Below are 24321 nucleotides of genomic sequence, written 5' to 3'. Positions count from 1 at the left end.
CGCGCGCGGGCGTCGCTCAATCCTGCACGGCGGAGTGCCTGCGGGCCCGGTAGGCCGCTGCCTTCACCCGGTTCCCGCACGTCTCCATTCCGCACCATGTGCGCCGGCCGCCGCGCGAGCGGTCGACGTAGAGGCGTGTGCAGTCCGTACCGCCACATTCCTTGATCCGCGCACTCCGGTCGCCGAGCAGTGTGATGCCGCTACGGGCCACCTGTGTCAGTGCCGAACGTATATCGCCCCTGAACAGCAGCCCCTCGTCGGCGAGTTCGACCGTGGGCACCGCTCCGGTCGCCGCAGCGTTGACGAACTGCAGATCAGCCTGGGTGAAAGCACGGCCCTGCACACGGTCGACCGCCAGACGGTGGAGCGCCTCGCGTAGCCGCCGCGCATGGTCGAGAGCCGCCGCGTCCGCGCTCACCCCACTCGGCAACTCCTCGCACGCGCCCACCCATTGCTCCAGGTCGCCGGGGCAGGTCAGCAGGTCCGATGCGGCCTCCCGCCGGCACTCCACGGTGCCCGTCAGATCCAGAGCCGGGTTGCCGCTCACATAGGAGAATTTCACGTCACCATCTTGACCGGTGACGCATCCTGCGACAAGGATCGTCACCGGTTCAACCGGTGACGCACACCATCCCGGGCCGCCTCACAACTTACGGAGACCCGATGACCATGACGGAGGACATCGACGTCGTCGTGTTCGACATCCTCGGCACGATGGTCGACGAGCCCGGCGGCCTGCGCACCGCACTCGGCGCGGAGCTGCCCACGGCGGACGACGATCACCTCGACGCCCTGGTCGCGCAGTGGCAGCAGTACGCCGAGCACGAGCAGCAGCGCATCGCCGCCGGCCGACGCCCCTATGCGAACAGCGAGTTGATCGACCGCGAGGCGGCCGAGCGGATCGCGGCCCAGGCCGGCGTCGAAGACCCCGACGCCGTCACTCGCCTCGTCGCCAGGGCGCAACGGCCCGCACCCTGGGCGGACTCCGTCGCCACACTCGCCCGCATGGCCCGCAGCTTCCCCGTGCTGGGCCTGTCCAACGCCTCCCGTGCAGCCCTGCTCCGGCTCAACGCCCACGCCGGACTGCGCTGGCACCTTGCTCTGTCCGCCGAGAACGCCCAGGCGTACAAGCCCCGACCGGAGGTCTACCGACTCGCGCTCGACGCCGTCCGCACCGCACCGGAACGCGTACTGATGGTCGCCGCACACGCCTGGGACCTGCGCGGCGCCCAGACGCTCGGCCTGCGCACCGCCTACGTCCCACGTCCAGCCGGCGACCCACCGACCGACTCCGACGCCTTCGACCTGACGGCACACAGCCTGGACGACCTGATGACGACGCTCACCGGTGGCCCCGACCAGGCGGTCCTGCACCGGAGTTGAGCCCGCCACCGTTCACACCGGGTCCGCAGTGCCCGCCTCGTCCCGAGGCGCCCGCGCCATGCCCCGCAGCGCCTTGCGGTCCAGCTTCCCCACGGCCGTCAGCGGCAGTTGCTCGAGGACCTCTATCTGTCGCGGGTACTTGTGCGCCGCGAGCCGCCCGCGACAGTGCTCGGTCAGCTCATCGGCCCCCACCGACGCCTCGGGCCGCAGCGTCACATACGCCACCACTTCCTCGCCGAGCCGCTCGTCCGGGCGGCCCACCACACCCGCGGACGCCACGGCGGGGTGTCCGAGCAGTACGTCTTCCACATCACGCGGGTAGACGTTGAACCCGCCGCGCAGGATCACATCCTTCTTGCGGTCCACCACGTACAGGAACCCGTCGGCGTCCAGACGGCCGATGTCGCCGGTGTACAGCCACGCGTCCCGGACCGTCCGCGACGTCAGCTCCGGCGACCGCCAGTACCCGCGCATCACACCGGCCGACCGCACACAGATCTCACCGGCGCCACCGACCGGCACCTGCCGTCCCTCGTCGTCACGGATCTCGACCTCGAACTCGGGCAGCGGCTCACCCACCGAACCCGGACGCTCCCGCCCCGGCCGCGTCGCAGAGATCACCGCGCCCGACTCCGTACAGCCGTAGCCCTCCATGATGTGACAGCCCGGCACCCGTGCCTCCCAGGCCGCCCGCGTCTCGGGAGGCAGCGGAGCCGCACCACTCGTCACATACCGCAGCTCCGACAGATCGGCCTGCTCGAGCGGCTGAGCGAGCAGCATCTGCAGCATGCTCGGGACGAGCGTCGTGCGCTGCACCCGATGCCTGTCCGCGAGCTCCACCCACTGTCCCGGATCGAACCACCGCTGCAGCACGGCCAGTTGGGGCTGCACGGCATGCCAGCCGATCAATGTGACGATCAATCCGTACGCATGCGAAAGCGGCAGCGGCATCAGCGTGCGCGTCAGGTCGTCGGTCAGCCCTTCGGCATGCGCGGCCGCATACCCGCTGCGTGCACACGCCTGCAGATTGCGATGGCTGAGCATCACACCCTTCGCGCGGCCCGTCGTACCGCCGGTGTACAGCAGGGCGGCCAGCGCGTCGTCGTCCCGAGTGCACAGCCCCGCGGGCTCGGCGGCCTCGACCTCGGCCAGCGTCGTCAGGCGGACCGACGACGGCAGCTGCGGCCGTTCACCCTCCGGCTCGTCCGCAAGCACCACATGCCGCAACCCGGGCGCGGCCGGCGCGGCCCATGCCACCGTGTTCACCAACTCCCGGCTGGTGACGACGACTTCCGCATCGGAGTCGGCAAGAATGTGCCCCAGTTCATCAGGACCGACCAGAAACATCACCGGGGTCACCACGCCACCGGCCCGCCACACCGCCTGGTAAGTGACGGTCACCTCGGGGCAGTTGGCCATCAGGACGACCACCCGGTCGCCCGGTGCCACACCCAGGGCGGTGAGTCCCGCGCCGAGGCGCACGGCCCGGTCGTACAGGCTGCCCGACCGGTACACCCGCCCCTCGTACACGACCGATTCGTGGTCGCCGAGACGCTCCCGCGCAGCTTCCGCGAGACGGGCCAGATCGAGCGCATCACCCCGCTGCATGAGCACCATGGTGGCGTACCGGCGATCCGCCGTCGAGAAGCCCGACGACACCACCTTCAACGGCCCGCCACCCCACCGCCGCCCTGTCGTGATTGCGCAGGTCGAGGCGATTCTTCAGGACTTCCCCGTATCTCTTGCGCATACCGGGGACGCCCCTCCATGGTGGGTGGTGAAGAGGTCGTTCCGCCGATATGCAAAGGCACGGAGGGCACTGTGACCAATCACCGAGACCTTGCCCTGGCCAGAGCCCAAAGGCTGCTGGGCATGAAAAAGGAATCGGACGGGATCGCACTCGGTGACGCCAGGCTCAAAGCCGAAGGTCAGCGCGAGCAGCAGCTCGCACGCGAGCGGGAAGCAGCCGCCAAGGCCGCCCCCACTCGCGGCCGGCCCGAGCGAGCGCCTGAACCGTACTGATCACGACCGTCCCCCGCGCGGCGGTGGGCGCCCGACGCGGCGCCCACCGCCCCGACGCTCATCTCCCCGACGTCAGTCCAGACCGATCGCTTCGCAGTCCGCCTTGTACTCGGCCGTGCAGATGTCCTTGAGCCGGTAGATGCCGTCCTTGACGACCGACGACTTGATCGACTCCCGGGTCAGTGCGCGCACCTGCACGAGGTGCGTCGGGATGTTGTCCTGCGACTCGCTGTCCGTCGTCTCTCCCGCGAACGCCTCGAAGGCGATCATGCGGTCCTGGGCGATCGCCACGGCCATCTCGGCCGCCGCCTCCGCCTCCTTGGGGTACGGCTTGTACACGGACATGTACTGCTCGCCGGAGACGATGCGCTGCACCGCCGGCAGCTCCGCGTCCTGGCCGGTCACCGGCGGCAGCTCGTTCAGTCCCGCGGCCTTCAGGGCGGCGATGGCGCCGCCCGCCATCCCGTCGTTCGCCGAGTACACCCCGGCGATCTCGTCCGTGCCCAGCGCCTCGATCGCCTCGGTCATCTGGTCGCGCGCGAGTGCCGGACTCCAGCCCTTGGTGTCGTAGGACTTGGCGACCTGCACCGTGCTGCTGAGTACGGAGAGTGCGCCCCGTTTGAAGACGGCCGCGTTCGGGTCGGTCGGAGCGCCGTTGATGACGACGATCTTGTCCTTCTTGCTGCCGCCCTCGTCGAGCGCCTTGAGCAGCTCCCGCCCCTGCAGCTCACCGACGAACTCGTTGTCGAAGGTCACGTATCCGTCGATGGGTCCCTCGGCGAGCCGGTCGTAGGCGATCACATGGATGCCGGCTTCCTTGGCCTTCTTCACCGATCCTGCGACCGACTTCGCATCGACCGCGTCGAGAATCAGCGCGTCCACCTTCCGGGAGATCATGCTGGTGATCTGCGCGCGCTGGCGGGCCTCGTCGGCACCCGCGTTGGCGTAGATCACCTCGCCCTGCCCGTCGGTGAGCTCCTTGACCCGCTTCTCGACGATCGGCCGGTCGAACTTGTCGTAGCGCGTGGCCTCCCGCTCCGGCAGCAGCAGTCCGATGCGTACCGCCTTCCCGGCGGCCGACCGGCTGGGCTCGTCGTCCGAGGGGAGTACGGAGCCGCCGCAGGCGGCGAGCGGGAAGGTCAGCACACCGGTTGCGACCACGGCGACCAGCCGTCTCTTGCACTTCATTCCTTGCGCCTTTCCTGGCGTGAACACTCTCCTGCGGAGACCGGTGTGGCTGAAAGGAAAACCTCAGGTGAGGGTTGCGTCAAGGAGTTGAACGCCATAGAGATGGAATTGATCCCCGGCCTTCCATCCGTGAACGCAAGGTCTGGACCACTTGCTGCGTACCGCGAAGCAGCCACGTGCCCACGCACACGGGCCGGTCCGGACGTACCGGACCGGCCCGTGGGACACCGCCGAAGCGGACTCACACCTCCAGGCTGTCCTCGATGCGCTTGAGCTGGTGGCGCGCCATCGCCAGATTCGCCCGGTCCTTCTGCAGCGCGAGATACAGGAAGAGCCCGGCGCCGCTGCGGTTCTTCAGCAGCCTGATGAGGTGGTACTGGCCGCCGAGGGTGATCAGGATGTCCTCGATCTCGTCCTTCAGACCGAGGTGCTCCATGGTGCGGACCTTGGCCCGCACCACATCGGTGTTGCCGGCCGCGGCGACATTCAGGTCGAAGTCCTTGCCGCCGCCGATCGTGCCGAGCGCCATCCCGCTGGTGTAGTCGACGAGAGCGGCGCCGACGGCACCCTCGATGGCGACGGCTTCCTTGAGTGCGGTCTCGGTGTTGGTCATGGCTGGTGCGCGTTCCTTCCGTTCGTCCGATGTGGTGCTGTGCACTGGTACGGGTGAGGGTCTGCGGGTACGACGGGCGATCACGCCTCCTGAGGTCGATCGAGCGCGGTGTCGAGCAGCTCACCGATCCGGGCACCGGAACGACGGGCCTCCAGATGCAGCCGCCCGACATTGATGCGTTCGTCGGCGAGCACGGTCAGGACCGCGGAGCGTCCGGCGGCATAGCTGGCGACATAGCCGCGCTCGCCCCGTACGAGAAGCTCGCGGAAATGACCGCGATCGGTGGCCTCGGTGAGCCGCAGCGCCACCCCGAGCGCGGCGGCGGTGAGCGCGGCGACGCCCTCGGCCTCCCCGGTGTCCGAGGCGATCACCAGCCCGTCGGTGCTCGCCGCGATCCCTCCGCTGAGCTGGGGGACACGGGCCCGCAGGCGTTTGAGTTCGCCGAGCACGTCGGCCTCGGCGGTCATCAGCAGTCTCCTCTCGGCACGCAGCCGCAGCGCGCGCCTCATGACGGATCGCGCGGGGCCCGGTGGGTCGGCCGATGGGTCACAGGTTTGCCTCCAGTGCGTCGCGGAGCCGGCGTAACAGGGCGATGTCCGGGTCGTCGGGGAACGCTGCGACCCAGCCGGGAAGCCGGGCGGTCGGCTGAGCCGCGGGTTCGGACGGGGTCTCGACGAGTCCCGCAGCGGCCATCCGCCGTACGTCGAGAAGCGTGTGGAAGGCGGGCCGGCCAAGCAGCCGGGCGATCACGGCCGGTGTACGCGCACCGTCGGCGAGCGCCAGCAGAGCACGCTGGCGCGGCGCGGCCACCGGCGATCCGGGCAGCACGGCGGGCAGCACCGGAGCCGAGTCGATCTCGGGGTACGGCCACACGGCGTCGAGCAACGCCCTGCGCCGCCGGGCCTCGCGGGCCACCTCCGCCGCTGCCACGGGGCGTACTCGGCCGAGCCAGTGCGCCACCCCGTAGCGGAAACGTGTCGGTCCACCCGTCGGCGCGAGGGTGAAGTAGGCGGCATCGTGCAGGGCGCCCAGATGGCAGATCTCCAGCTCCCCGTCGGCCAGTTGACCGCTCTCGACGAGGAAGCGGCCGACCTCGCGGCGCGCCCCGGCACGCTGCACCGCCTCGTCCCAACCGGTACGGGCGATCCGGCCGCCGGCGGTGAGCAGCACGTCGATGCCGGGAGCGGCCGGGCTCTCGGCGTGCACCACCTGCCCGTCCGCGAGATAGAGCACGCCGTGGTCGCGGACCAGTACACCCGTCGCGCCCTCGTCGGCGAGCCGGGCGAGCATCGGCGACACCGCGACCGCCGCCGACGTCATCCGAGCACCATCCGATCGGCGAGATCCGCCATCCGCAGCCGGGCCAGCGCCAGATTGCCCGCGTCCCGGTCGAGCCAGAGATGCAGGAACACGGAGCTGTCGAAGCCGGTCTCCACGAACCGCATCAGGTGGTACGTGCCGGGCGTGGTGACGATCAGGTCCTCGACCGCCGGAGACTTCCGTGCCTGACCACCCTCCTGGCCACCCTCCGGCAGCTCGACCGCCCCGGGCGGATCTGCGGTGAACGACCGGTACTCCGCCGCCATGCGCGCAAGTTCCGCCGTCTCCGCGGCAGTTGACTCCACATCGCCACCCGGGCTGTCGCCGGCGCTGCCGAGCGCAAGTCCGCTGGTCCAGTCCACGATGGACGCCCCCAGTGCGCCGGGCACCTCCATCGCCTGCACCAGGCACGCATCGATTCCGGGCACCCGAAGACTCCCCTCCCCGCACCGGTGCCGGGCACGCACCACCGCGTGCCGGTAACCAAGACGCTACGCAACGTGCGGAGATGTGGGGGAAGTTCTGGCAATTTCACTTGGAACATGCCCGCAGTGGATAAGCTCCTGTGCCGACGTGCGCCCGAGGGGGGCGACGCGAGTCACCGTCGCCCGGCCGATTAATGTGTGGGCCTCACATGCCGGACGGGGGAGCAGGCAGCAGCATGAAACGGTCTTCGACGAATCTGCGACGACGCGCCACGGCAACCGCCGGCACCGCACTGCTCGTGCTGCTCGCGGGCTGCAGCGATAGCGGCGAATCGGACCGGACGGGCGGTGACACCGAGCCCCGGAGCGCACCGAGCGGCACGCGCTCCACCGCTCAGCTCGAAGGCGCCGCAGTCACCGGCAATGACCTGCCGGGCCAGCGCATCACCGGCCGCATGGACAAGGACCGCATCAAACCCGCCCAGGTGACGACCAGTCAGCCCGAGTGTCTGATCCAGGCACAGATCGCCGCCGGCATCGCGGTCGGCGACCCCGCCTCCGTGGCCGAGCGCACCGCCGTCGGCAATGTCACGGAAGAGTCCCGGGCGGGCCTGGAGGAGCGGGAGTTGACGACCACGGTCACGCTCGCCTCGTACACCGGAAAGGGCGCCGAGGACGTGCTCTTCGACCTCGGCAAGGCAGGCACGGTGTGCCGCACACCCTTCGACGTGACCGTCCGCGGCGAGACCCTGAAGGCGCAGTCCGTACCGGAGACCAAGGACCCCGGAGGCGGCGGACTCGGCGACTCGTACGCCTGGTTCACCCTGACCAGGGGCGCCGGCACGGATGCGGTCACGCATCAGGTACTCGTGGTGGAAATGGGGCGCACCCTGGGTTTCATCAGCCGCGAACACCCGGGCGGCACCACTGCGCAGGCCCCCGTCCACATCCCGTTCCCCGAGGCGATCGCCAAGGTGCAGGTCAAGAAGTTCCGTTCGTCCTGAGCCGCCCGAACAGCCCTGCCAGCGCCGCCTGTTGGACGGCGACGGACCTCTCCGGGGCGATACGTCCCACCAGCGCCTCGACCACGTCCGCGGACAGACCCAGCTCGCGGGCGACCTGCGGGATCAGCACCTGCGAGTCGGTGAAGCTGCCGTGCGCCGCGCCACGAACCTCCTTCACGCGCCCCGGTCCCGAGCTGTTGCGGACCAGGGCGCCCCACGACGGCACGGTGTCCGGGCTGTTGCCCTCCTTGCCGAGCAGCAGGTACGGCCGGTCGACACCGTCCACGGCCACGCTCGAGAAGTGCCCGGGCTGCTTGTCGTCCTGGACGTGGGCGAGCACCCCGTCGAGGTTCGCCGCGCACCGCACCCGCTGGTCGTCGTGCATCAGCTGCATGGCGGCGAACCCGCCCGCGGACTGCCCATAGGCGCCCACCCGGGCGAGATCCCCGGCCCGTCGCACAAGCGGCGGCAGGGCGGACGGCAGCGCGTCGAGTACGAAGCGGAGATCCGCGACACGCACCGCGAGGGTCTTCCTGAGCAGCGCCCGCACTTGTTCCTCGGCACCGCCGGTGCCCTCGAGCTCGTCCGGCAGCCTGCTGTGTTCCACCCGGCCACCGGGGAACTCGACCGCCGTGGCGTCGTAGGTGTGGTCCACCATGACGACCAGGAATCCGCGCGAGGCCAGATCGTCGGCCGTGGTCGTCCCGTACGTCCTCGGGTCGAGCACGCCGGGGGAGTAGAGCACCACGGGCAGCGACCTCACCCCCGAGTCGAGAGGCGCCCGCTCGTACGCGTGGGTGAGCGTCGCCGCCCAGTCCACCCGGTCCGCCGGCACATCGGCCAGATTGTTGAGCGCGGCGAAGCCGTCGGCGGCGCCGCGTCGCATCTGCGGCGCCCGCGGGTGGCCGTGCACGGTCCGTGCCGGGTAGCGGACGTCCACCATCAGCTCCCGGTGCGGGCGGTCGGGCAGCCACGGGTCGCGGCGCGCCCGGTCCACCAGGTGCAGTGACACGGTGCCCACGGGATGGTTGCCGGTCGGTGCGGGCAGTGCGAGCCGGATGCGCCGGCTTCCAGGCTCGCGGTGCGTCTTCAGGGCGCGCGTCGCCCGGTCGTTCACGGCGGCGTGGGCCGGTGCGGCGAGGGCGAGGGCCGCGGCGGCGGTGGTGAGCAGTGCGGTGCGGCGGGTCGGCATGGCTGTTCCCCGATTCGTCAGTGTGGCGCGTGTGTGGGTGCTGTCCGGATGTCGGCATCCCGGCGAGCGACCTTGACAGGCTCTCGCCCGGCCGCGCGAAGATCCATCCGGTCAGCCGGTGGAACGCACTGGGGGATTTCCCCCAAGTGGTCGCCACGGCCCCGCGCGGCACCGTGCCCCGTAGGTCTGGACAAAGCCGCGCACGGATGCTGTTGTATCTGATGCACCGTGATGCTTCGGTGTACGAAGGGGAGTTGAACCCTGCTCCAGCGTTCCGGCCGCGTACTTCCGCGCCCGCACGCCTCGTGTTCCGCGCCACCCGTCACCACTCGCCACGGCCCGACGCACCGCGCCGGGCCGTCCCCCACGCACCGACTGAGAGCGCTCTCATCCGGACATGTGCCAGTCCCTCCGTACCCGAAGCACCTGATGTTCCTCCCCACGACACGGAACAACAGAAGGGCCCACACCCATGAGACGTACCAAGGGATCGAGACGCACCACGGCATTACGCGCAGGACTGTCCACGCTGCTCCTGGTGGTCGGCACCTGGGGCGGCGCGGCCGCACTGGCGCCCGCGGCCGCGGCGCAGCCGGCCCCGGAACTGTCCCGCGGACTGGAGGCCGCCATGGCAAGGGACTTGGGCATCACCAAGACCCAGGCCCGTGAGCGACTCGCTGCCGAGCGGGACGCCGCGAAGGTCGCACGAGAGGCCGAGAAGAAGGCCGGCGCGTCCTACGCGGGCTCCTGGTTCGACGCGGACACCGAGCGCCTCACCGTCGCCCTGACCAGCAGTCAAAAAGCTGACTCAGTACGCGAATCGGGCGCTGCGACGCGCACGGTCGAGCACTCGGCCGCCGAACTCGACGCCGCCAAGCAGCGCATCGACGAACTCGACGCCCCCGCCGCAGTGAGCAGTTGGCGCGTCGACCCGAAGGCGAACCGGATCGTCATCGACGTCGTCGAGGGCCAAGAGGACACTTCAGCCGTACGCTCCTTCCTCGCCGAAGCCCGCGACGCCGGACCGGTCGAGGTGAGCTCCGTACCCGAGCCCGCCACGACCTTCGCCGCCGGAACGGTCGGCGGCGACCCGTACTACACGGGCAACGTCCGCTGCTCCATCGGCTTCTCGGTGCACGGCGGATTCGTCACCGCGGGCCACTGCGGCGGCGCGGGCGCATCCGTGCGCGGCTGGGACGGCTCCGACATCGGCACCTTCCAGGGCTCGTCCTTCCCCGGCGACGACTACGCCTATGTCAGCGTGGGCAACGGCTGGTGGACCGAACCGGTGGTGATCGGCTGGGGAACCGTCCCCGACCAGCTGGTCCGCGGCTCCGCGGAAGCCCCGGTCGGCTCGTCGATCTGCCGCTCCGGCTCGACGACGGGCTGGCACTGCGGCACCGTCCTCGCGACGAACGAGACGGTGAACTACTCGGACGGCACAGTCGTCCATGAGCTCACCAAGACGAGCGTCTGCGCCGAACCGGGCGACTCGGGCGGCTCGTTCATCAGCGGCGACCAGGCCCAGGGCGTGACCTCGGGCGGCTGGGGCAACTGCAGCAGCGGTGGCGAGACCTGGTTCCAGCCGGTGAACGAGATCCTCGGCCGCTACGGCCTGACCCTGCACACCGCCTGACGCCTGAGGACCGGCGACGGGCGCCGGCGACGAGACGGGACGGGCTCAGGCCTGTCCCGTCTCGAAGCGGCTGACTTTCCCGTCGCTGACGTGGAACGTCCAACTGGTGCGCATACTGCCCCAGGTGGCATTGGTGTACGTGGCTGTCAGCGAACGGCCGTCCGACGAGACCGAGTCGACGTCGAGGCGGCCGTTCGCCGTGAAGATCTCCTTGTCGACCCAGGCGACGAGGTCGCGTTCGCTGCCGTCGTCGGACATCGTGGCGTCCGGGGTCAGCGCGGCGAAGAACGCGTCGCGGTCACCGGAGTTGACGGCGTTGATGAACGCCGCCACGGCGGGGTCGTCGATCTGTGTGCTCACGGAAAGTCCTCCAGTACATGAGTGGCGCCGACGCGCACGGTCAGCGGGTGGTGTAGCCGCCGTTGAGGAAGATGGTCTGGCCGTTCGCCCACCAGCCGTCGGTGAGCAGCAGCTTCACCCACGGCACGATGTCCTCGATCTTCGTCAACTCACCGTTCATCGCTGAGGACTTGTGGTACGCGATCGAGTCGTCGTCCTCGGCGGGGTAGAAGAACGGGGTGTCCATGGGGCCGGGCGCGATGTTGTTCACCGAGACATTGCGGCCGAACAGCTCCTTCGACAGGGCGCGGGCGAAGTGCTCGACGGGCGCCTTGCTCCCGGCGTACGACGAGTACAGGCCGGTGTAGGCGGCGAGCAGCGAGGTGAGGATGGTGACGATCTTTCCGCCGTCCTCGATCCGTCGTGCCGCCTCACGCATCACGAAGAACGCCGCCTTGGAGTTGACCGCGAACATCCGGTCGTACTCCTCCTCGGAGATCTCGGTGAGCGGCTTCTTCAGGACCATTCCGGCCGTGTTGATGCTGTAGTCGAGCCGGCCGAAGCGGTTCACGACCTCGTCGAGGGTGCGTTCCACCTCCGCGACCCGGGTGAGATCCGCCTGGACGGCGAAGGCCTCGCCCGCACCGGCATTGATGGCGGCGGCGACGTCCTCGGCCTTGGCGCGCGAGGAGTCACTGTTGTAGTGCACGGCGACGCGTGCGCCCTCCTCACCGAGTGTGGTGCTGATCAGTGCGCCGAGATTGCGGGAGGCGCCGCCGACGAAGGCGACCTTCCCGCGCAGCGACTTCTCCGGTGTGTCGACCATGACGGATTCCTCCGGGCCCGAGTGCGGGGGCGGCACAGCCTCCGGTGCTTGCCCGAGGCGTGCTCCCATTGACCCTCCCAGGATCGGCACCGGGCCGCCCGTCGATCTTGCACGTTCCGATCGTCCCTGGAACGGATCGCTCACGGCCTGTCCACGCCGCCTCTCAGCCGTGCGAGCCCGCCTCGCGCAGCATCCGGGGTGTCGCCCCCTCGTACCGCCGCATGGTCCGCGTCAGATGGGACTGGTCGGCGAATCCCGACTCGACGGCGATGTCGGCGATGGAGCGGCTGCTGCCGAGCAGCTCCCGGCGCGCGTGCTCGAGGCGTCGCTGCATCACATAGCGGTGTGGTGATTCCCCGGTGGAGGCACGGAAGACCCGGGTGAAGTGGGATTCGCTGACGCCCGCGACGGCGGCGAGATCGGCAAGCGTCACTCGCCGGGACAGGTTGGCGTGGATGAAGTCCACGACCTCGCTGAGCCGCCTGGGCGCCAGACCGCCGTCCCGCAGCGGCGCCGCACTACCCTCGCCCGCGACCCGCAGCAGTACGGCCGCCGCGGCCTGCACCAGCGACTGCGCGTACAGCGTGTCCGCGGGGCCGGGGCCCGCATACTCCGCGACCAGGCGCTCGAGCAGCAGCTTCAGAAGCGGATCGGTGAAGTGGTAGCGCGGCAGGATCTCCACCGGCCCCTTGGCGTCCCCCTCGGCCGCGAGCTTCTCGAGCCACACCGGATCGATACCGAGCAGCAGCAGCTCCACATCGTCCTGCCAGCGCGGGCGCGACGCCCAGCCCGCCGGATTGACCAGCACATCACCGGCATGGAACCGCTCGCGCCGGGCGGTGCCGTCCGCGGACCAGCGCAGATTGGCCGAACGGCCCGTATGCATCACCAGCACATGGACGGGCGGGCCGACCGGGGGAGGAGCGGAGTCCGCAGTCCCCGCGGCACGTTCCAGGGACCGCTCCGCCACCGCGTGACCCAGATCCGCGCCGCTGCCCTGCAGACAGCGCAGATGGGGCTTGATGTGCGAGGCGTGGGGCTTGAAGTGCGAGGCGCTCACCCGTCCAGTATCGCGCTGCCCTGCCGGACCGCAGCCGGTTCGGCGGATTCGGCATCTCGCGCGCCTGTGACATTAGCCTGCCTTATGGAAGGCAAAGAATCACCTTTGAGGCCGACCCCTACCGATCCACTGGAGCACCGCCACCCGGCTACTGAGCGGCGGACCCGCCCGCGGTGTAGAACACCGAACTGCCCTGCTTGGTGCGCTGCGCGCGCCCCTTGGCCACAAGCCCCTCGAGGGTGGTACGCACCACGGTCACCTTCACCGAACGGTCCGGGTGCGCTTTCGTCAGCGCCGTGGTGACCTCCGCGGCCGAACGAGGCTCACGCTGCTCCGTGAGGTGGCTGCCGATGAGCTCCACAAGAGTGGGACCCGACTGCCCCTGCTGCTTCTTCGCCGTGCGCCGAGCCTTCGGCACACGGGACGCAACTGCCTTGCCCGAAGTCTTCTTTGACGTACCTTCAGATGCCTTGGCCTTACCGGCTGTCGACTTCCTGGACTTCCGGCGCGGCGTCGGCACCGACTTCTCGGCGACCTGCGCCGGCGACTCCTGCACCACCTCGGCCGATGGCTGCGCGACCGCCTCCGCACCCGGCGCCCCCGACGCGACGAGCGCCTCACGCACACTCACCAGGACCGCACGGTCACGCTCCAGGACGGCCAACTGCTCCTGCAGCGCCGCCAGTTCACCACCGATCCGCTCCTGCTCCTTGACGTTCGCCTCGAGATCGGCCGCCACCTGAGCGGCGTACTGAGCCTGAACCCCGGAGGTCTCCAACTGAACTTCGGACATGACACTGACCTTTCGTCGTCGTGCGGTGCACGGGCACCGGAGCAGGGGAGGGGGACACCAGCCCACGCTCAACTCACCCCCACACCAGGGATGTTCGTCCCATGCCTAACCGCCCCCGGCCCAACTCGTCACGGGGGCAGGTGAAGTGAGTACTCCGGCAAGGCTACTGGGCAGCCGTCAACCGACCACAGTCAGCCCATGGTCGGTGTTGTTCAGCCGCACCCCACCGTTCTGAGTCACCGTCACAATGTCCTCGATCCGCACCCCGAACCGGCCCGGCAGATACACACCCGGCTCGATCGAGAAACACATCCCCGGCACCAACTCCTGCTGCTCACCCTCGATCATGTACGGCGGCTCATGTGTCGTCGTACCGATCCCGTGGCCCGTGCGGTGAATGAAGTACTCGCCGTACCCGGCGTCCTCGATCACCCGGCGCGCGGCCCGATCCACGTCCTGACACGCAGCCCCCGGACGCACCGCCTCGAACCCGGCCTGCTGGGCCTCCCGCACCACCGCATGCACCCGCCGCACCTCCTCGCCGGGGTCGCCGACCTGCACCGTCCGCGTGGTGTCCGAGCCGTACCCGTACATCAACCCACCGAAGTCAAGGACCACCGTGTCACCGTGCTGGATCACCCGGTCATCGGCCTCGTGGTGCGGATCCGCGCCGTTCGGCCCCGAACCGACCACGGTGAAGTCCACCTGCTCATGGCCGAACTCCCGCAACAGCCGGTCCAGATCGGCGGCCACATCCGCCTCACGACGCCCCGCGAACGCCACCTTCTTGATCTCCTCGAACGTGGCATCGGCAGCAGCACCCGCGGCTGTCAGACGCGCAAGCTCCGCCTCGTCCTTGACCGCCCGCAACATGGGCAGCGCCTCCGTCAACGCGCGGAAACCCGCCCGCGGCAACTCGCCCTGCAGAGCGAGCAGATGCAGCGCCCAGGTGCTGTCGCTCACACCGAACGTCCCCGCGGCATCCACCAACGGTGACACCAGACCGTACGGATCCACACCGTCCGTCCAGTCCCGCAGATCCAACGACGGCGCCCCCGGCGCCTTCACCGCGTCGGCACACTCCAGCTTCGGCACCACCAGCACCGGATCCCCGGCCACGGGCAGCACCAGCAGCGTCAGCCGCTCCGTCATGGCGGTCGGCCGGTATCCCGTCAGCCACACAAGATCCGGTCCCGGCGACACCAGCAGACCCGCCAGACCTGCCGCCGACGCGGTCAGCGCGGCACGGTCCATCCGGGCGCGGTAATCGGCTGCAGTGAAGGGAGACGGGGCGGACTGGTTCACGCGAACCTCCAGAAGAACGCAGGGCAAGGGCAGCCCGCGAACGGGGCCGCCGAGCCCATGGTGCCGCCTCCGCCCGCCCGGGCGCCGCTGCCGCGCGGCCCCGATGTGCCCGCCACCCGCGATCGCCCGCACCGTGCGCGTACACCCTGTGGCCCTGGGTACCCAACGGCCATGCGAATCAGTGTGATTGATGTGGGTTCCAACACGGTGCGGCTCGCGGTCGCGGACGCCCGGGGAGGCGCCCCGCTCCCCGTACACACCGCCAAACAGCGCCTTCGCCTGTCCCAACTGGTCGGCCCCGAGCGCCGGCTCGGTCCACGCGCCGTGGAACGCCTCTCCGAAGCCGTCGCCCATGCCTGGTCCGAGTCGGCGAGATGGGGCGCCGAAGAGCCCTTCGCCTTCGCCACCGCCGTGGTCAGAGACGCACCGAACCGCGACGAAATCCTCCGCACGGTCCGCGAGGAGACCCAAGTCCCCCTGCACGTCCTGGCCGGCGAGGTCGAGGCCGAACTCACCTTCCTCGCCGCCCGCCGCTGGATGGGCTGGAGAGCGGGCCCCCTCGCCGTACTCGACATCGGCGGCGGCTCCCTCGAAGTCGCCTTCGGCCGCGGCCGCCTCCCCGACTTCGCCGTGTCGCTGCCCCTCGGCGCCAACCGCCTCACCCGCGAACATCTGCACGCCCAGGACCCACCCGACAAGGACGCCCTCAAACACGTACGCCGGCGCATCCGCCACGAACTGCGCGACGTCGCCGCCCGCATCCAGTGGGAAGGCCCACTGACCGCAGTCGCCACCTCACGCACCTTCAGCCAACTCGGCCGCCTGTGCGGCGCACCCGCAGGACGCCACGGACCCTTCGTGGAACGGCAGTTGACCCGCCGCGGACTGCGCGAAGCCATCGACCGCCTCGGCGCACTGCCCGCCGCCCGCCGCGCCGAACTGCCCGGCATCTCAGCGCCCCGCGCACCCCAGTCCCTCGCCGGAGCCCTCGTCGGCCACACCGCCATGAAACTCATGGGACTCGACACCCTCACCCTGTGCCCCTGGGCCATCCGCGAGGGCATCCTGTTGCGCCGCATCGAGGACCAGGACTCCTGGCGCCCGACTCCGCACCTCCACCACGCCCTGACCACCCGGCTCACCGGCCGCCAACTCCAACTCGCCGGCCGCTGACTCCCGGCGCCCCGCGGCCTGGCCGCCGTCCCCACGCGGCGGGCAGGCCCATGCGCTCACACCGCCCTCCGCCTGCTAGCTTCCGTCCATGAACGACAGCGTCTACGTGGGCAACGCCGGGAAGGACGCGGCACTCGACCGCGGCTGGCTGCTCGGCCACTTCAAGGAACACGGCGACCCCCGCCACAGCGAAGCCGTCGAGATCAAATGGGGCGTCCACCCGCGTGGCGACGAACGCGCACAGTGGGTGACGGGGGAGGAGCGCACCGCCCTCCTCGTCCTCGTCGACGGCCGCTTCCGCGTCGAACTCCCGGGCCGCAGCGTGCTTCTCGCCGAGCGCGGCGACTACGTCGTCTGGGGCCACGGAGTCGACCACTCCTGGTACGCCGAGGAGGAGTCCGTCGTCCTCACCGTCCGCTGGCCGTCCGTCCCCGGCTACCGCGTGCCCTGAGCGACCCTCGCGCACTGCCCTGAGCGACGCTCGCGCACTGCACTGCCTCACTGCACTGCTTCCACGCCGCGGGACAGCCGCAGCTCAGCCCCTGAGCCCCGTGGCCGGATGGGAGAGCCCGGCCCGCTTCGCCCGGGCCAGCCGGTCCGCGTCCCGCGCGATGCTCCCGTAACGGTCAGCGGCCGTGCTGCTGCCGTGCTCGACGGTCATCAGCTCCCGCCCACCCGGCTCGGCGATCACCCCACCGAAGTCCGGATCACCCGCGAACCACGCACCCTGCTCCATCGCGCCCGTCCACCGCTTGCGCTGTACGGGGTTCACGGCCCGCATCGGATGAGACCACTCACCACCCTCTTCGGCCTGCAACTGCACGGGCAGCGCCATCACATCCCTGACCCCGGGACACGGCCGGACCGCCGCACAGTACTGCCACGGATACACCCGCAGGATCCGCCGCATCCTGCGCAGCCGCAGAATCGGGCCGAGCGAGTACAGCGCAAGGACGAAGACGAAAGGCGCCGCCACCAGGCACACAAGGCCACCGATGCGCATCCACATCGGTTCGCCACCTGTACGGACGCCGAGCAGCCCCATCACCGTCACCGTGCCGAGCAGCAGCAGGACCACCAACGGCACGGCCGCCCCCGCACGCAACCTCATCCGCTGCCAGGTCTCACGCGTCGGACCATGATCGAACGCACACTGGTCCGGCGGAATCTGCGCGGCGGGTGTCATCCTCGGGCTCCTGCGTCGGGTCCTGCGAGTTTATGCCAACACATCCGCCGTCACGGCCGCCCTCCGACGCGGCACCGGACCTGCAGTGGGCCCACTGCAGCAGGCCCGCGCTCCCGCGGGCGTAACATGCGTACTTTGTGCCGACGGCGCTCGATTCGGCCACCGATCGTCCGCCCGACACCGACGCCCCAGACCCTCCGGGAGAGTTACCTGTGACCGTAGCGTTCGACCCCGCTGCCCTCGACCCCGCCGAGACGGACGGCGACTTCTTCGTCGTCCCGGACCCGGGCACCTCCACCGTCGTCGACCAGCCCGGTCCACCCGACACGGATACGAACGCCTACGCCACCGATGCCACGCACGCCGATGCCACGGACGCCGATGCGGACCCGCCGGCCGACGTGGACGCCCGAGTCGCCCAGGACGCCCGCGAGTTCGGCACCTACGCCCGCACCGGCGGCTGGGCCTTCGCCCTGAAGATCGCCCGCAGCGTCCGTCCCGGCGGCCAGTCCGCGGGTGACACGGTCAAGATCTCCGCGAAGCAGTTCGGCGAGCTCGCCGGCTGCTCACCGGAGCGCGTGATGCGCTACTACAAGGCATGGGACATGGCCGCGGACGACGGCCTCGTGCCGCAGTTCGAGGCCCTCACACCCGGCCAGGACATCGATCTGCCCGACGCCGATGTCTGGCTCTCGTATTACACCTCCCGCAACGGCGCCACATCCGTACGCGGCACCGCGATCACTGCGGCTGCGGAGGCCGAGGGTATCCGGCCGACGAAGGCTCTGGAGGTCGCCGAGAATCCCACCGCGCTGCGCGCTGCGATCCTCGCCGACCCGGCGACGGCGCAGGCCGCCCGGCAGGCACTCCTGCACCGCGTGCAGGACGACCCGGCACTGCAGACGGAACTGGCCCGCGACGTCGCCCGCAGCGAGGTGCTCAAGAAGGCCGTCGCCGGCGAGAACAAGGCCGCGGACCGCATCGACTATGTCCGCCGGATCGCCGAGGAGGGCGAACTGAAGACGCCTGCGGGCCAGCGCGTCGATGCCCCGGCCGAGTTGCGCGAGGAGGCCGAGCGGCATCTGTCGCTGATCGACGAGCTGGACGACTCCGAGGACGCGGGCGAGTGGGCCGCGGAGGCGTTCGACACGATGAAGGGCCTTGCGGCCGAGGCGGTGGAGCGGGCCGTCGAGTCCGACCCCGAACTGCGGGTGCAGGAACGCCGGACCAAGTTCTACTCCAGCCTGGAGAAGGCGACGAAGGTCTTCGAGGAACTCACCCTCGACGACGCCGGCGACTTCTACGAGGACGACATGGTGCGCTGCCTCGAGGACCTGCAGCAGGCCATCGGCTCGTGCATCTCCGCGCTCCGCAAGGCTGGTCCGGCCGAGGACTGACCCGCGCAGGACCGCCGCACCTCACGACCACGCACGCCACTGCCCACTGCCCTCGCGGCCCCCGATCCGCGTCACCTGGCGGGAGGTGAGGTGACGCGCGTGGGCTGCAGGTGGGTGAGGCGTACGCACCGCCGGCAGGCTCGGGCGGCGGGGGCGACCGTGGCGTGCGACGCGGCGGCGAGTACCCCGGCGCACAGCAGCGGCCACTCGGCGGCCAGGGCGGCGCACGTCGCGAGCGCCGGCGCCGTCACGGCCATCGCCGTGCTCGCCGCCGTGCCGCCCCAGGCGACGGCCTGCGGAAGCCGGACCAGGGCCGGCAGCCGGCGTGCGAGTGCCCCGGTCGCGGCCAGCACCCCCGCCGCGAGGAGGACCGTCGCGGTGCCCACGGCGGCGAGGATGTGCAGCACCGGCGGCAGGATCGGTCCCGATCCTGCCGCCGTCCGAAGCAACAGCCAGCACACCACGAGCAGAGGAGCGGTCAGCGCGACCGCCCGCGCCGTGTGCCGGGCCTGAGCGATCGTCAACTCCTGCTGACAGACGGGCGCGAGCTCCCGCACACTGCCGAACTCCCGGACCGCCCACAGCGCCGCCGCCGGGTACGGCACACCTGATTCCGCGTGCGCGGCCGCGGTGTCCTGCAGCCCGTGCCGCATGTCGTCGAGCATCCGCCGCTTGGCCCTGGCCGGACCGTGCAGAGCATCGGCCAGCGCAGCGAGATGCCGCTCCACCGGATCGGCCGGCTGCTTCACCTGCGTACGTACGCCCCTCATGCCGGGCTCCCGTGCGGGCCGGCGGGATCGAGGACCGCACCGATCACCGCGGTGAACTCGCGCCAGGCCGCCCGCTCGCCGTCGAGCGAGGTGCGACCGGCGTCTGTCAGCTCGTAGCAGCGGCGGCGTCGCTCGCCCGTCGTCTGCCAGCTGCTGCGGAGCAGACCGAGACGCTCGAGGCGGTTCAGGGCCGGATAGATCGTGCCCGTCCGCAGTTCGAGCGCACCGCTGCTGCGGCTCTTGACCGCCGTGATGATCGCGTACCCGTGCAAGGGCCCCGGCTCCAGAACCGCCAGCAGGAGCCCGTCGAGGTGTCCTCGTACCGCATCCGTCTTCATGAGTAGGCAGCCTACCCATGAAAGGCGTTGGCAGTGTATGTATTGGCAGCCAACTTATTTGCGATCTGTACGCGCACCGCTGCGCCCGACACCAGGAGGTCCACGTGACCGAACTGCTCCTGTCCCTGCACGTACTCGCCGCGATCGTCACGGTCGGCTCCGTCACGGTGGCCGCCTCGATGTTCCCGCGCTACGCACTCAAGGCATGCGCGGTCGACGCCGCCGGTGCCGACGCCGGATCCGGCGGCAGGTCCGCGGCCATCGCCACCGTCCTGCACCGGGTATGCAGCGGCTACGCCGTGGCCGGTGTCGCCGTCCCCGTCCTGGGCATCGCCACCGGGGCCCAACTCGGCGTACTCACCGACACCTGGCTCATCGCCTCACTGATCCTGACCCTCGCGGCCGCGGTACTCCTCGGCCTGGCCGTCCTGCCCGCGCAGCGCCGCCTGCTCGACCTCGCCGCCACCCCCTCGAGCCCGGGGCGGTGGACCTCCGCCCGCCCCATGGCCGCCCGCATCGCGATGCTCACCGGCATCTTCAACCTGCTCTGGGCGATCGTCGTCGTCCTCATGATCGTCCGGCCGGGTTCCACCACGAGCGCCTGACCGCACCCTCCGAAGAACAGCCCGCCCCGCTGGCTGTCGAACCCTCAAGGAAAAAGGCGCGAGTCGGCAAGCGCGACAGCCGACTACGCACCTCACCGGCGCGGCGCGGCGCGGCGTCGGCCGAAAGCCGAACCCGGCCCGAAGCGCGCCCGCGCACCGGTCTTGTCCGCACGCACGTGATGACGGCACGGGTATGGGAACCGCAGGGTGTTGTGGCTACCCTCCGCGCATGATTCCGACGATTGTCTGGGGTACCGGAAATGTCGGCCGTGCAGCGATCCGTGCCGTCGCGGCCCACCCCGCCCTCGAACTCACCGCAGTGATCGTCCACGACCCGGCAAAGGTCGGCCGGGACGCCGGCACACTCGCCGGCCTGGACGAGCGACTCGGCATCCCCGCCACCGACGACGTCACCACCGTCCTCACCGCCCTCACCGCCCGTCCCGCCGCCGTCGTCTACGCCGCCTCCGGCGACACCCGCCCCGACGAAGCACTCGCCGACATCACCCGCGCCATCCGGGCAGGCGCAGCCGTCGTCACACCCGTTCTCTACGCCCTCTATGACCCACCCAGCGCCCCCGCCGAACTCCGGGACCCGGTACTCGCCGCCATCGCAGACGGCGGCGGCTCTCTGTTCGTCTCCGGCATCGACCCGGGCTGGGCCAACGACGTTCTGCCCCTGATGATGAGCGGCCTCGGCACCACCATCGACGCGATCCGCTGCCAGGAGATCTTCGACTACTCGACCTACGACCAGGAGAGCGCGGTCCGCGACCTGATCGGCATGGGCCACCCGATGGACTACGAACCACTGATGCTGGCACCGACCGTGCCGACCATGGTGTGGGGCGGCCAGATACGGCTCATGGCCCGCGCCCTCGGCGCCGAACTCGACGACATCCGCGAGACGATGGCACGCCGCGCACTCGACACCACCGTGCAGACCCGCATCATGGGCGAGTTCGCAGCCGGCACCCAGGGCGCCGTCCGCTTCGAGGTCCAGGGCATCGTCGACGGCGAGCCCCGCATAGTCATCGAACACATCACCCGCATCCACCCGTCCTGTGCACCGGACTGGCCCCAGCCGCCCGACGGCGAAGGCGCCCACCGCGTCGTCGTCGAAGGACGACCGCATATCGAGGTGACCGTCGCGGCAGGCGACGAGGGCGCCAACCGTTCCGCGGGCGGCAACGCCACCGCTGTGGCCCGCCTCGTCGGTGCCGTGGACTGGCTGGTGGCGGCCGAGCCGGGCCTCTACGACGCTCTCGACGTCCCGCTGCGCCCGGCCACGGGCAGACTCGGAAGGAAACTGTCGTGATCATCGACATCCCTGAGGGCAAGGATCCAATCGGCCACGTCTGGGGCGACATGGTCCCCGGCATCGGCCCGGCAGCCGCCGAGTTCTCGTTGGCCGTGTACGCCCACACCACCCTGGGGCTGAGGGAGTTCGAGGCGGCCAGGCTGCGCATCGCCCAGATCAACGGTTGCCTGTTCTGCCTGGACTGGCGGACCGACCGGGACGGGGCCACGGTCGAGGACGAGTTTCCCGAGGCGGTGTCGGGTTGGCGGACGACCGGTGCTTTCGATGACCGGACGCGCCTGGCGGCGGAGTACGCCGAGCGTTATGCGTTGGACCATCATGGTCTGGACGACGCGTTCTGGTCGCGGATGAGGGCGCATTACAGCCAGGTCGAGATCGTCGAGTTGACGATGTGTCTCGGCTCCTGGCTGGCTTTCGGCCGCCTGAATCATGTCCTGGGCATCGACGCGGTGTGTGTGCTGCCCGGCCACGGCCCGGCCGAGTGATCCCGTCCCGTGTGCCGGCAGAGGTCTTCGTCGACCGGGTGCTCGGTCAGGGTTTCGGAGGGGTGGGGCGGGTGTCGGTGAGGGGGATCTCGCCCTTGAGCATGCGTCCGCCGTCGCCGCTGAGGCGGAGGTAGTAGTCGGCGGAGCAGGGGGTTCCGTCTTCGTCGAGACCGAGGAAGCCGGAGTCGGTGGGGGTGTCGGCGGCGGTTTCGGCTGTCTTGGCGATCTGGTTGCCTTCGTTGTATTCGTCGAACATGGAGATGTAGAGGCCCTGGGCGCCGACGCGGACCATGTTGTAGAACTGGCGCCACATGAAGTCTCCGTGGACGCGTTGCCCGGAGTTGACGTCTCCGGGCAGGACGCAGGGCTGGTAGTCGACGCCGTGGGCATCGCAGTCGGCCTGGTCGGGGGTGTTCACCTCGGTGTGGAAGCGGTCGGTGTCGGCGATGGTGGCGATACGGCCGACCATCCACGGCGAGAGCATGTCGAAGGCGTGGTAGACGTCGCTGTAGCCGGTGCGGGAGTCGCCGGTGCCGGTGCGCCAGTGGGTGGGGACGCCGCCCATCACGTAACAGCCTTGGGACCGGAACCAGTTGACGACGTCCAGGCACGCGGGAGCCGGCCATGCCTTGTCGGGCTCGTCGAAGCCGAAGCCCCAGATCCCGACGACGGGTTTGCCGTTCTGCAGGGCATAGGCAGGGGACGCGGTGTGGGCGCGCATCATGTCTGTCCAGTCGGCCGGCATCTCGGTGTGCATGTCCGTCCAGCCGGAGGCGTCGTACATCACGTAGAACTTCGTGTCGTGGCGCTCGGCTGCGCTGCGAACCTTCGCGGCCATCGCGTCGCGGGTGGGTCCCTCGGAGCTGTTCGGATTGAAGCGCTGGAGTGCCGCGGTGTCGATGCCGTTCTCCTGCATCCACCGGAAGTGGGTGTCGACGGTCTGCTGGTCGTGCGAAGAGAACAGAGTCGCGGGGGCGCCGTTGCCGAGGCCCGCGTACGCGGTGGGGTGGTGGTGGGCGTAGTCGCGCATGTCGGGCCAGCTGGTGACGGCGGTGTTGGACGGGGACGGCGGCCGGCCCCAATCGTGGCTCCAGTGCCACCAGTTGTCGATCGGGGATCCGTCGTCCCGGCAGGCGAACCAGCCCTGGTAGCCGACGGTGATCTTCCCGACGACATCGCCCGGCCCGGATCGAGCCACGGCGCGGCCGGCCGCGGACAAGCCTGCGGCGGCGGCGAGCGCGGACGTGATGACGGTGCGCCTCGACAGGGCCATGGGGCCTCACTTCCAGTGGGGTCGCGTCCATGACAACCCTCGGAGGTGGGACCGGAACACGCAAGATGGCCGCGCGCAAAATATCGACCGACAAACGCAAATTCCTCCCTGCGGAGGCGACTTGCGGGTGGAAGCCGTGATCCCCTGGGGTGCGATCTGAATGCGTTCTGAACGCGTTGCCGGCACGGACGGGGTGATCGATCCGGAGGGTCCGCTGCCGGAGTCCGTCGCGGGGTGCGTCTCCGGTGTTTGTAGTTCAGGCGCCCGTTGGTGTGGTGGTGGTGGCGGCGGTTCTGTCGCGTCACCTGTGCGCAGGCGCCGTTTCCAGTACTGCTTCTGTCTGCTGTGTTCTGGTCTCGTGGGTGGTTGGGTTCGTGGGGTGGTTTGTGAGCTGTCCGGTGTTGTCGGTGTTGTCGGTGTGTTGGGTGAACGGCGGTGGGATCGATGTGTGCACCTGGTTGTCCGTGTCGTCTTGTCGCGTGTGTGGGGTGGGCGTGCCGGGCGGGTGGGTTACGGCTTCTTCTCGGTCCGGGATCGTGGGTTGCGTGCGTATTGTGGTCGAGTCGTGCCCTCCACGGTCTGGAGGTTGCTGTCCATCAGGTGTGGATTCCGCTGCCGCCTGCGGTGTGGCGGGGGAGGTCGACGCCGGTGCCAGGTCGTCTAGGCG

Annotated in this window: 27 protein-coding genes; 10 read left to right on the top strand and 17 right to left on the bottom strand. The window is 70.1% G+C overall.

Annotation, left to right across the window (positions count from 1 at the left end; all coding sequences use genetic code 11):
* Positions 1–16 precede the first annotated feature (16 nt).
* Entirely contained in the window at positions 17–562 is a 546-nt protein-coding gene (locus DY218_RS29375) for a CGNR zinc finger domain-containing protein (protein ID WP_128559197.1), read from the bottom strand.
* A 101-nt stretch (positions 563–663) separates the two neighbouring features.
* Here DY218_RS29375 and DY218_RS29370 point away from each other — a divergent pair, with 101 nt between their 5' ends.
* Positions 664–1383, top strand: a complete 720-nt coding sequence (locus tag DY218_RS29370) for a haloacid dehalogenase type II (protein WP_128559196.1) — start codon at positions 664–666, stop codon at positions 1381–1383.
* Positions 1384–1395: 12 nt separating this feature from the next.
* Here DY218_RS29370 and DY218_RS29365 read toward each other — a convergent pair whose 3' ends face one another.
* Entirely contained in the window at positions 1396–2991 is a 1596-nt protein-coding gene (locus tag DY218_RS29365) for a class I adenylate-forming enzyme family protein (RefSeq protein WP_128559195.1), read from the bottom strand.
* Between the two features lie 264 nt (positions 2992–3255).
* Here DY218_RS29365 and DY218_RS34650 point away from each other — a divergent pair, with 264 nt between their 5' ends.
* Positions 3256–3405, top strand: coding sequence for a hypothetical protein (locus DY218_RS34650; protein WP_199566893.1), 150 nt, complete (start codon positions 3256–3258; stop codon positions 3403–3405).
* Between the two features lie 72 nt (positions 3406–3477).
* On the opposite strand, the gene DY218_RS29360 is transcribed toward DY218_RS34650, so the two are convergent.
* The 5 genes from DY218_RS29360 to DY218_RS29340 all read right to left on the bottom strand — a co-directional run bounded on the left by DY218_RS29360 (position 3478) and on the right by DY218_RS29340 (position 6954).
* Positions 3478–4593 carry a sugar ABC transporter substrate-binding protein gene (locus tag DY218_RS29360; protein WP_128559194.1) on the bottom strand — a complete coding sequence of 372 codons (1116 nt, stop codon included), beginning with the start codon at positions 4591–4593 and terminating at the stop codon, positions 3478–3480.
* Positions 4594–4834: 241 nt separating this feature from the next.
* Positions 4835–5206 (bottom strand): hypothetical protein, encoded by a 372-nt coding sequence (locus DY218_RS29355; RefSeq protein ID WP_128559193.1) that lies wholly within the window; start codon positions 5204–5206, stop codon positions 4835–4837.
* An 80-nt stretch (positions 5207–5286) separates the two neighbouring features.
* A complete protein-coding gene (locus DY218_RS29350) occupies positions 5287–5715 on the bottom strand; it encodes a roadblock/LC7 domain-containing protein (protein ID WP_128559192.1) in 429 nt (142 codons plus the stop codon).
* Between the two features lie 37 nt (positions 5716–5752).
* Complete coding sequence (locus DY218_RS29345) at positions 5753–6526, bottom strand: transcriptional regulator (RefSeq protein ID WP_128559191.1); 774 nt, start codon at positions 6524–6526, stop codon at positions 5753–5755.
* Complete coding sequence (locus DY218_RS29340) at positions 6523–6954, bottom strand: roadblock/LC7 domain-containing protein (RefSeq protein ID WP_128559190.1); 432 nt, start codon at positions 6952–6954, stop codon at positions 6523–6525. The genes DY218_RS29345 and DY218_RS29340 overlap by 4 nt, the downstream gene beginning before the upstream one ends.
* Before the next feature lie 233 nt (positions 6955–7187).
* On the opposite strand from DY218_RS29340, the gene DY218_RS29335 reads away from it, so the two are divergent.
* Entirely contained in the window at positions 7188–7955 is a 768-nt protein-coding gene (locus tag DY218_RS29335; protein WP_128559189.1) for a hypothetical protein, read from the top strand.
* Here DY218_RS29335 and DY218_RS29330 read toward each other — a convergent pair.
* Complete coding sequence (locus DY218_RS29330; RefSeq protein ID WP_128559188.1) at positions 7933–9147, bottom strand: alpha/beta hydrolase; 1215 nt, start codon at positions 9145–9147, stop codon at positions 7933–7935. The genes DY218_RS29335 and DY218_RS29330 overlap by 23 nt on opposite strands.
* A gap of 472 nt (positions 9148–9619) precedes the next feature.
* Here DY218_RS29330 and DY218_RS29325 point away from each other — a divergent pair, with 472 nt between their 5' ends.
* The gene (locus DY218_RS29325) at positions 9620–10783 is read left to right on the top strand and encodes a trypsin-like serine protease (RefSeq protein ID WP_128559187.1); all 1164 of its coding nucleotides are present in this window, start codon (positions 9620–9622) and stop codon (positions 10781–10783) included.
* A gap of 45 nt (positions 10784–10828) precedes the next feature.
* On the opposite strand, the gene DY218_RS29320 is transcribed toward DY218_RS29325, so the two are convergent.
* The 5 genes from DY218_RS29320 to DY218_RS29300 form a co-directional block, all read right to left on the bottom strand.
* Positions 10829–11143, bottom strand: coding sequence for a nuclear transport factor 2-like protein (locus tag DY218_RS29320; protein ID WP_128559186.1), 315 nt, complete (start codon positions 11141–11143; stop codon positions 10829–10831).
* A 40-nt stretch (positions 11144–11183) separates the two neighbouring features.
* Positions 11184–11948: an SDR family oxidoreductase gene (locus DY218_RS29315; protein WP_128559185.1), complete on the bottom strand. Its 765-nt coding sequence runs from the start codon at positions 11946–11948 to the stop codon at positions 11184–11186.
* 163 nt (positions 11949–12111) lie between these two features.
* Complete coding sequence (locus tag DY218_RS29310) at positions 12112–13008, bottom strand: helix-turn-helix domain-containing protein (protein ID WP_128559184.1); 897 nt, start codon at positions 13006–13008, stop codon at positions 12112–12114.
* 148 nt (positions 13009–13156) lie between these two features.
* Positions 13157–13801, bottom strand: a complete 645-nt coding sequence (locus DY218_RS29305) for a hypothetical protein (RefSeq protein WP_128559183.1) — start codon at positions 13799–13801, stop codon at positions 13157–13159.
* 177 nt (positions 13802–13978) lie between these two features.
* Complete coding sequence (locus DY218_RS29300) at positions 13979–15055, bottom strand: aminopeptidase P family protein (RefSeq protein ID WP_407703701.1); 1077 nt, start codon at positions 15053–15055, stop codon at positions 13979–13981.
* Positions 15056–15277: 222 nt separating this feature from the next.
* Here DY218_RS29300 and DY218_RS29295 point away from each other — a divergent pair, with 222 nt between their 5' ends.
* Both DY218_RS29295 and DY218_RS29290 read left to right on the top strand, forming a co-directional pair.
* Entirely contained in the window at positions 15278–16279 is a 1002-nt protein-coding gene (locus DY218_RS29295; protein WP_128559181.1) for a Ppx/GppA phosphatase family protein, read from the top strand.
* Positions 16280–16367: 88 nt separating this feature from the next.
* Positions 16368–16730: a cupin domain-containing protein gene (locus DY218_RS29290; protein WP_128559180.1), complete on the top strand. Its 363-nt coding sequence runs from the start codon at positions 16368–16370 to the stop codon at positions 16728–16730.
* 84 nt (positions 16731–16814) lie between these two features.
* Here the strand turns inward: DY218_RS29290 and DY218_RS29285 are convergent, their stop codons facing one another.
* The gene (locus DY218_RS29285) at positions 16815–17465 is read right to left on the bottom strand and encodes a hypothetical protein (RefSeq protein WP_128559179.1); all 651 of its coding nucleotides are present in this window, start codon (positions 17463–17465) and stop codon (positions 16815–16817) included.
* A 212-nt stretch (positions 17466–17677) separates the two neighbouring features.
* On the opposite strand from DY218_RS29285, the gene DY218_RS29280 reads away from it, so the two are divergent.
* Entirely contained in the window at positions 17678–18862 is a 1185-nt protein-coding gene (locus tag DY218_RS29280; protein ID WP_128559178.1) for a hypothetical protein, read from the top strand.
* Positions 18863–18933: 71 nt separating this feature from the next.
* Here the strand turns inward: DY218_RS29280 and DY218_RS29275 are convergent, their stop codons facing one another.
* Both DY218_RS29275 and DY218_RS29270 read right to left on the bottom strand, forming a co-directional pair.
* Positions 18934–19632: a permease prefix domain 1-containing protein gene (locus DY218_RS29275; RefSeq protein WP_128559177.1), complete on the bottom strand. Its 699-nt coding sequence runs from the start codon at positions 19630–19632 to the stop codon at positions 18934–18936.
* The gene (locus DY218_RS29270) at positions 19629–19970 is read right to left on the bottom strand and encodes a PadR family transcriptional regulator (RefSeq protein ID WP_128559176.1); all 342 of its coding nucleotides are present in this window, start codon (positions 19968–19970) and stop codon (positions 19629–19631) included. The genes DY218_RS29275 and DY218_RS29270 overlap by 4 nt, the downstream gene beginning before the upstream one ends.
* A gap of 104 nt (positions 19971–20074) precedes the next feature.
* Here DY218_RS29270 and DY218_RS29265 point away from each other — a divergent pair, with 104 nt between their 5' ends.
* From DY218_RS29265 to DY218_RS29255, 3 genes are all read left to right on the top strand, one after another.
* Entirely contained in the window at positions 20075–20575 is a 501-nt protein-coding gene (locus DY218_RS29265; protein ID WP_128559175.1) for a hypothetical protein, read from the top strand.
* 229 nt (positions 20576–20804) lie between these two features.
* Positions 20805–21893, top strand: coding sequence for an NAD(P)H-dependent amine dehydrogenase family protein (locus DY218_RS29260; protein WP_128559174.1), 1089 nt, complete (start codon positions 20805–20807; stop codon positions 21891–21893).
* Entirely contained in the window at positions 21890–22381 is a 492-nt protein-coding gene (locus tag DY218_RS29255) for a carboxymuconolactone decarboxylase family protein (RefSeq protein WP_128559173.1), read from the top strand. The genes DY218_RS29260 and DY218_RS29255 overlap by 4 nt, the downstream gene beginning before the upstream one ends.
* A gap of 46 nt (positions 22382–22427) precedes the next feature.
* Here the strand turns inward: DY218_RS29255 and DY218_RS29250 are convergent, their stop codons facing one another.
* Positions 22428–23654, bottom strand: a complete 1227-nt coding sequence (locus DY218_RS29250) for a glycoside hydrolase family 71/99-like protein (RefSeq protein WP_128559172.1) — start codon at positions 23652–23654, stop codon at positions 22428–22430.
* Positions 23655–24321 lie beyond the last annotated feature (667 nt).

It is taken from the genome of Streptomyces triticagri (assembly GCF_003429565.1).
In the GTDB taxonomy this organism is placed as follows: domain Bacteria; phylum Actinomycetota; class Actinomycetes; order Streptomycetales; family Streptomycetaceae; genus Streptomyces; species Streptomyces triticagri.
This window is presented reverse-complemented; position numbering and strand designations above follow the sequence as displayed.

Bases quoted from the DNA above. Each gene is read 5' to 3' on its own strand.
- DY218_RS29365 (WP_128559195.1), bottom strand. From the start codon at position 2,991: ATGCAGCGGGGTGATGCGCTCGATCTGGCCCGTCTCGCGGAAGCTGCG.
- DY218_RS29285 (WP_128559179.1), bottom strand. From the start codon at position 17,465: ATGACACCCGCCGCGCAGATTCCGCCGGACCAGTGTGCGTTCGATCAT.
- DY218_RS34650 (WP_199566893.1), top strand. From the start codon at position 3,256: ATGAAAAAGGAATCGGACGGGATCGCACTCGGTGACGCCAGGCTCAAA.
- DY218_RS29315 (WP_128559185.1), bottom strand. From the start codon at position 11,948: ATGGTCGACACACCGGAGAAGTCGCTGCGCGGGAAGGTCGCCTTCGTC.
- DY218_RS29335 (WP_128559189.1), top strand. From the start codon at position 7,188: ATGAAACGGTCTTCGACGAATCTGCGACGACGCGCCACGGCAACCGCC.
- DY218_RS29295 (WP_128559181.1), top strand. From the start codon at position 15,278: ATGCGAATCAGTGTGATTGATGTGGGTTCCAACACGGTGCGGCTCGCG.
- DY218_RS29290 (WP_128559180.1), top strand. From the start codon at position 16,368: ATGAACGACAGCGTCTACGTGGGCAACGCCGGGAAGGACGCGGCACTC.
- DY218_RS29260 (WP_128559174.1), top strand. From the start codon at position 20,805: ATGATTCCGACGATTGTCTGGGGTACCGGAAATGTCGGCCGTGCAGCG.
- DY218_RS29355 (WP_128559193.1), bottom strand. From the start codon at position 5,206: ATGACCAACACCGAGACCGCACTCAAGGAAGCCGTCGCCATCGAGGGT.
- DY218_RS29300 (WP_407703701.1), bottom strand. From the start codon at position 15,055: ATGGACCGTGCCGCGCTGACCGCGTCGGCGGCAGGTCTGGCGGGTCTG.
- DY218_RS29270 (WP_128559176.1), bottom strand. From the start codon at position 19,970: ATGAAGACGGATGCGGTACGAGGACACCTCGACGGGCTCCTGCTGGCG.
- DY218_RS29305 (WP_128559183.1), bottom strand. From the start codon at position 13,801: ATGTCCGAAGTTCAGTTGGAGACCTCCGGGGTTCAGGCTCAGTACGCC.
- DY218_RS29325 (WP_128559187.1), top strand. From the start codon at position 9,620: ATGAGACGTACCAAGGGATCGAGACGCACCACGGCATTACGCGCAGGA.
- DY218_RS29250 (WP_128559172.1), bottom strand. From the start codon at position 23,654: ATGGCCCTGTCGAGGCGCACCGTCATCACGTCCGCGCTCGCCGCCGCC.
- DY218_RS29330 (WP_128559188.1), bottom strand. From the start codon at position 9,147: ATGCCGACCCGCCGCACCGCACTGCTCACCACCGCCGCCGCGGCCCTC.
- DY218_RS29370 (WP_128559196.1), top strand. From the start codon at position 664: ATGACCATGACGGAGGACATCGACGTCGTCGTGTTCGACATCCTCGGC.
- DY218_RS29360 (WP_128559194.1), bottom strand. From the start codon at position 4,593: ATGAAGTGCAAGAGACGGCTGGTCGCCGTGGTCGCAACCGGTGTGCTG.
- DY218_RS29345 (WP_128559191.1), bottom strand. From the start codon at position 6,526: ATGACGTCGGCGGCGGTCGCGGTGTCGCCGATGCTCGCCCGGCTCGCC.
- DY218_RS29275 (WP_128559177.1), bottom strand. From the start codon at position 19,632: ATGAGGGGCGTACGTACGCAGGTGAAGCAGCCGGCCGATCCGGTGGAG.
- DY218_RS29350 (WP_128559192.1), bottom strand. From the start codon at position 5,715: ATGAGGCGCGCGCTGCGGCTGCGTGCCGAGAGGAGACTGCTGATGACC.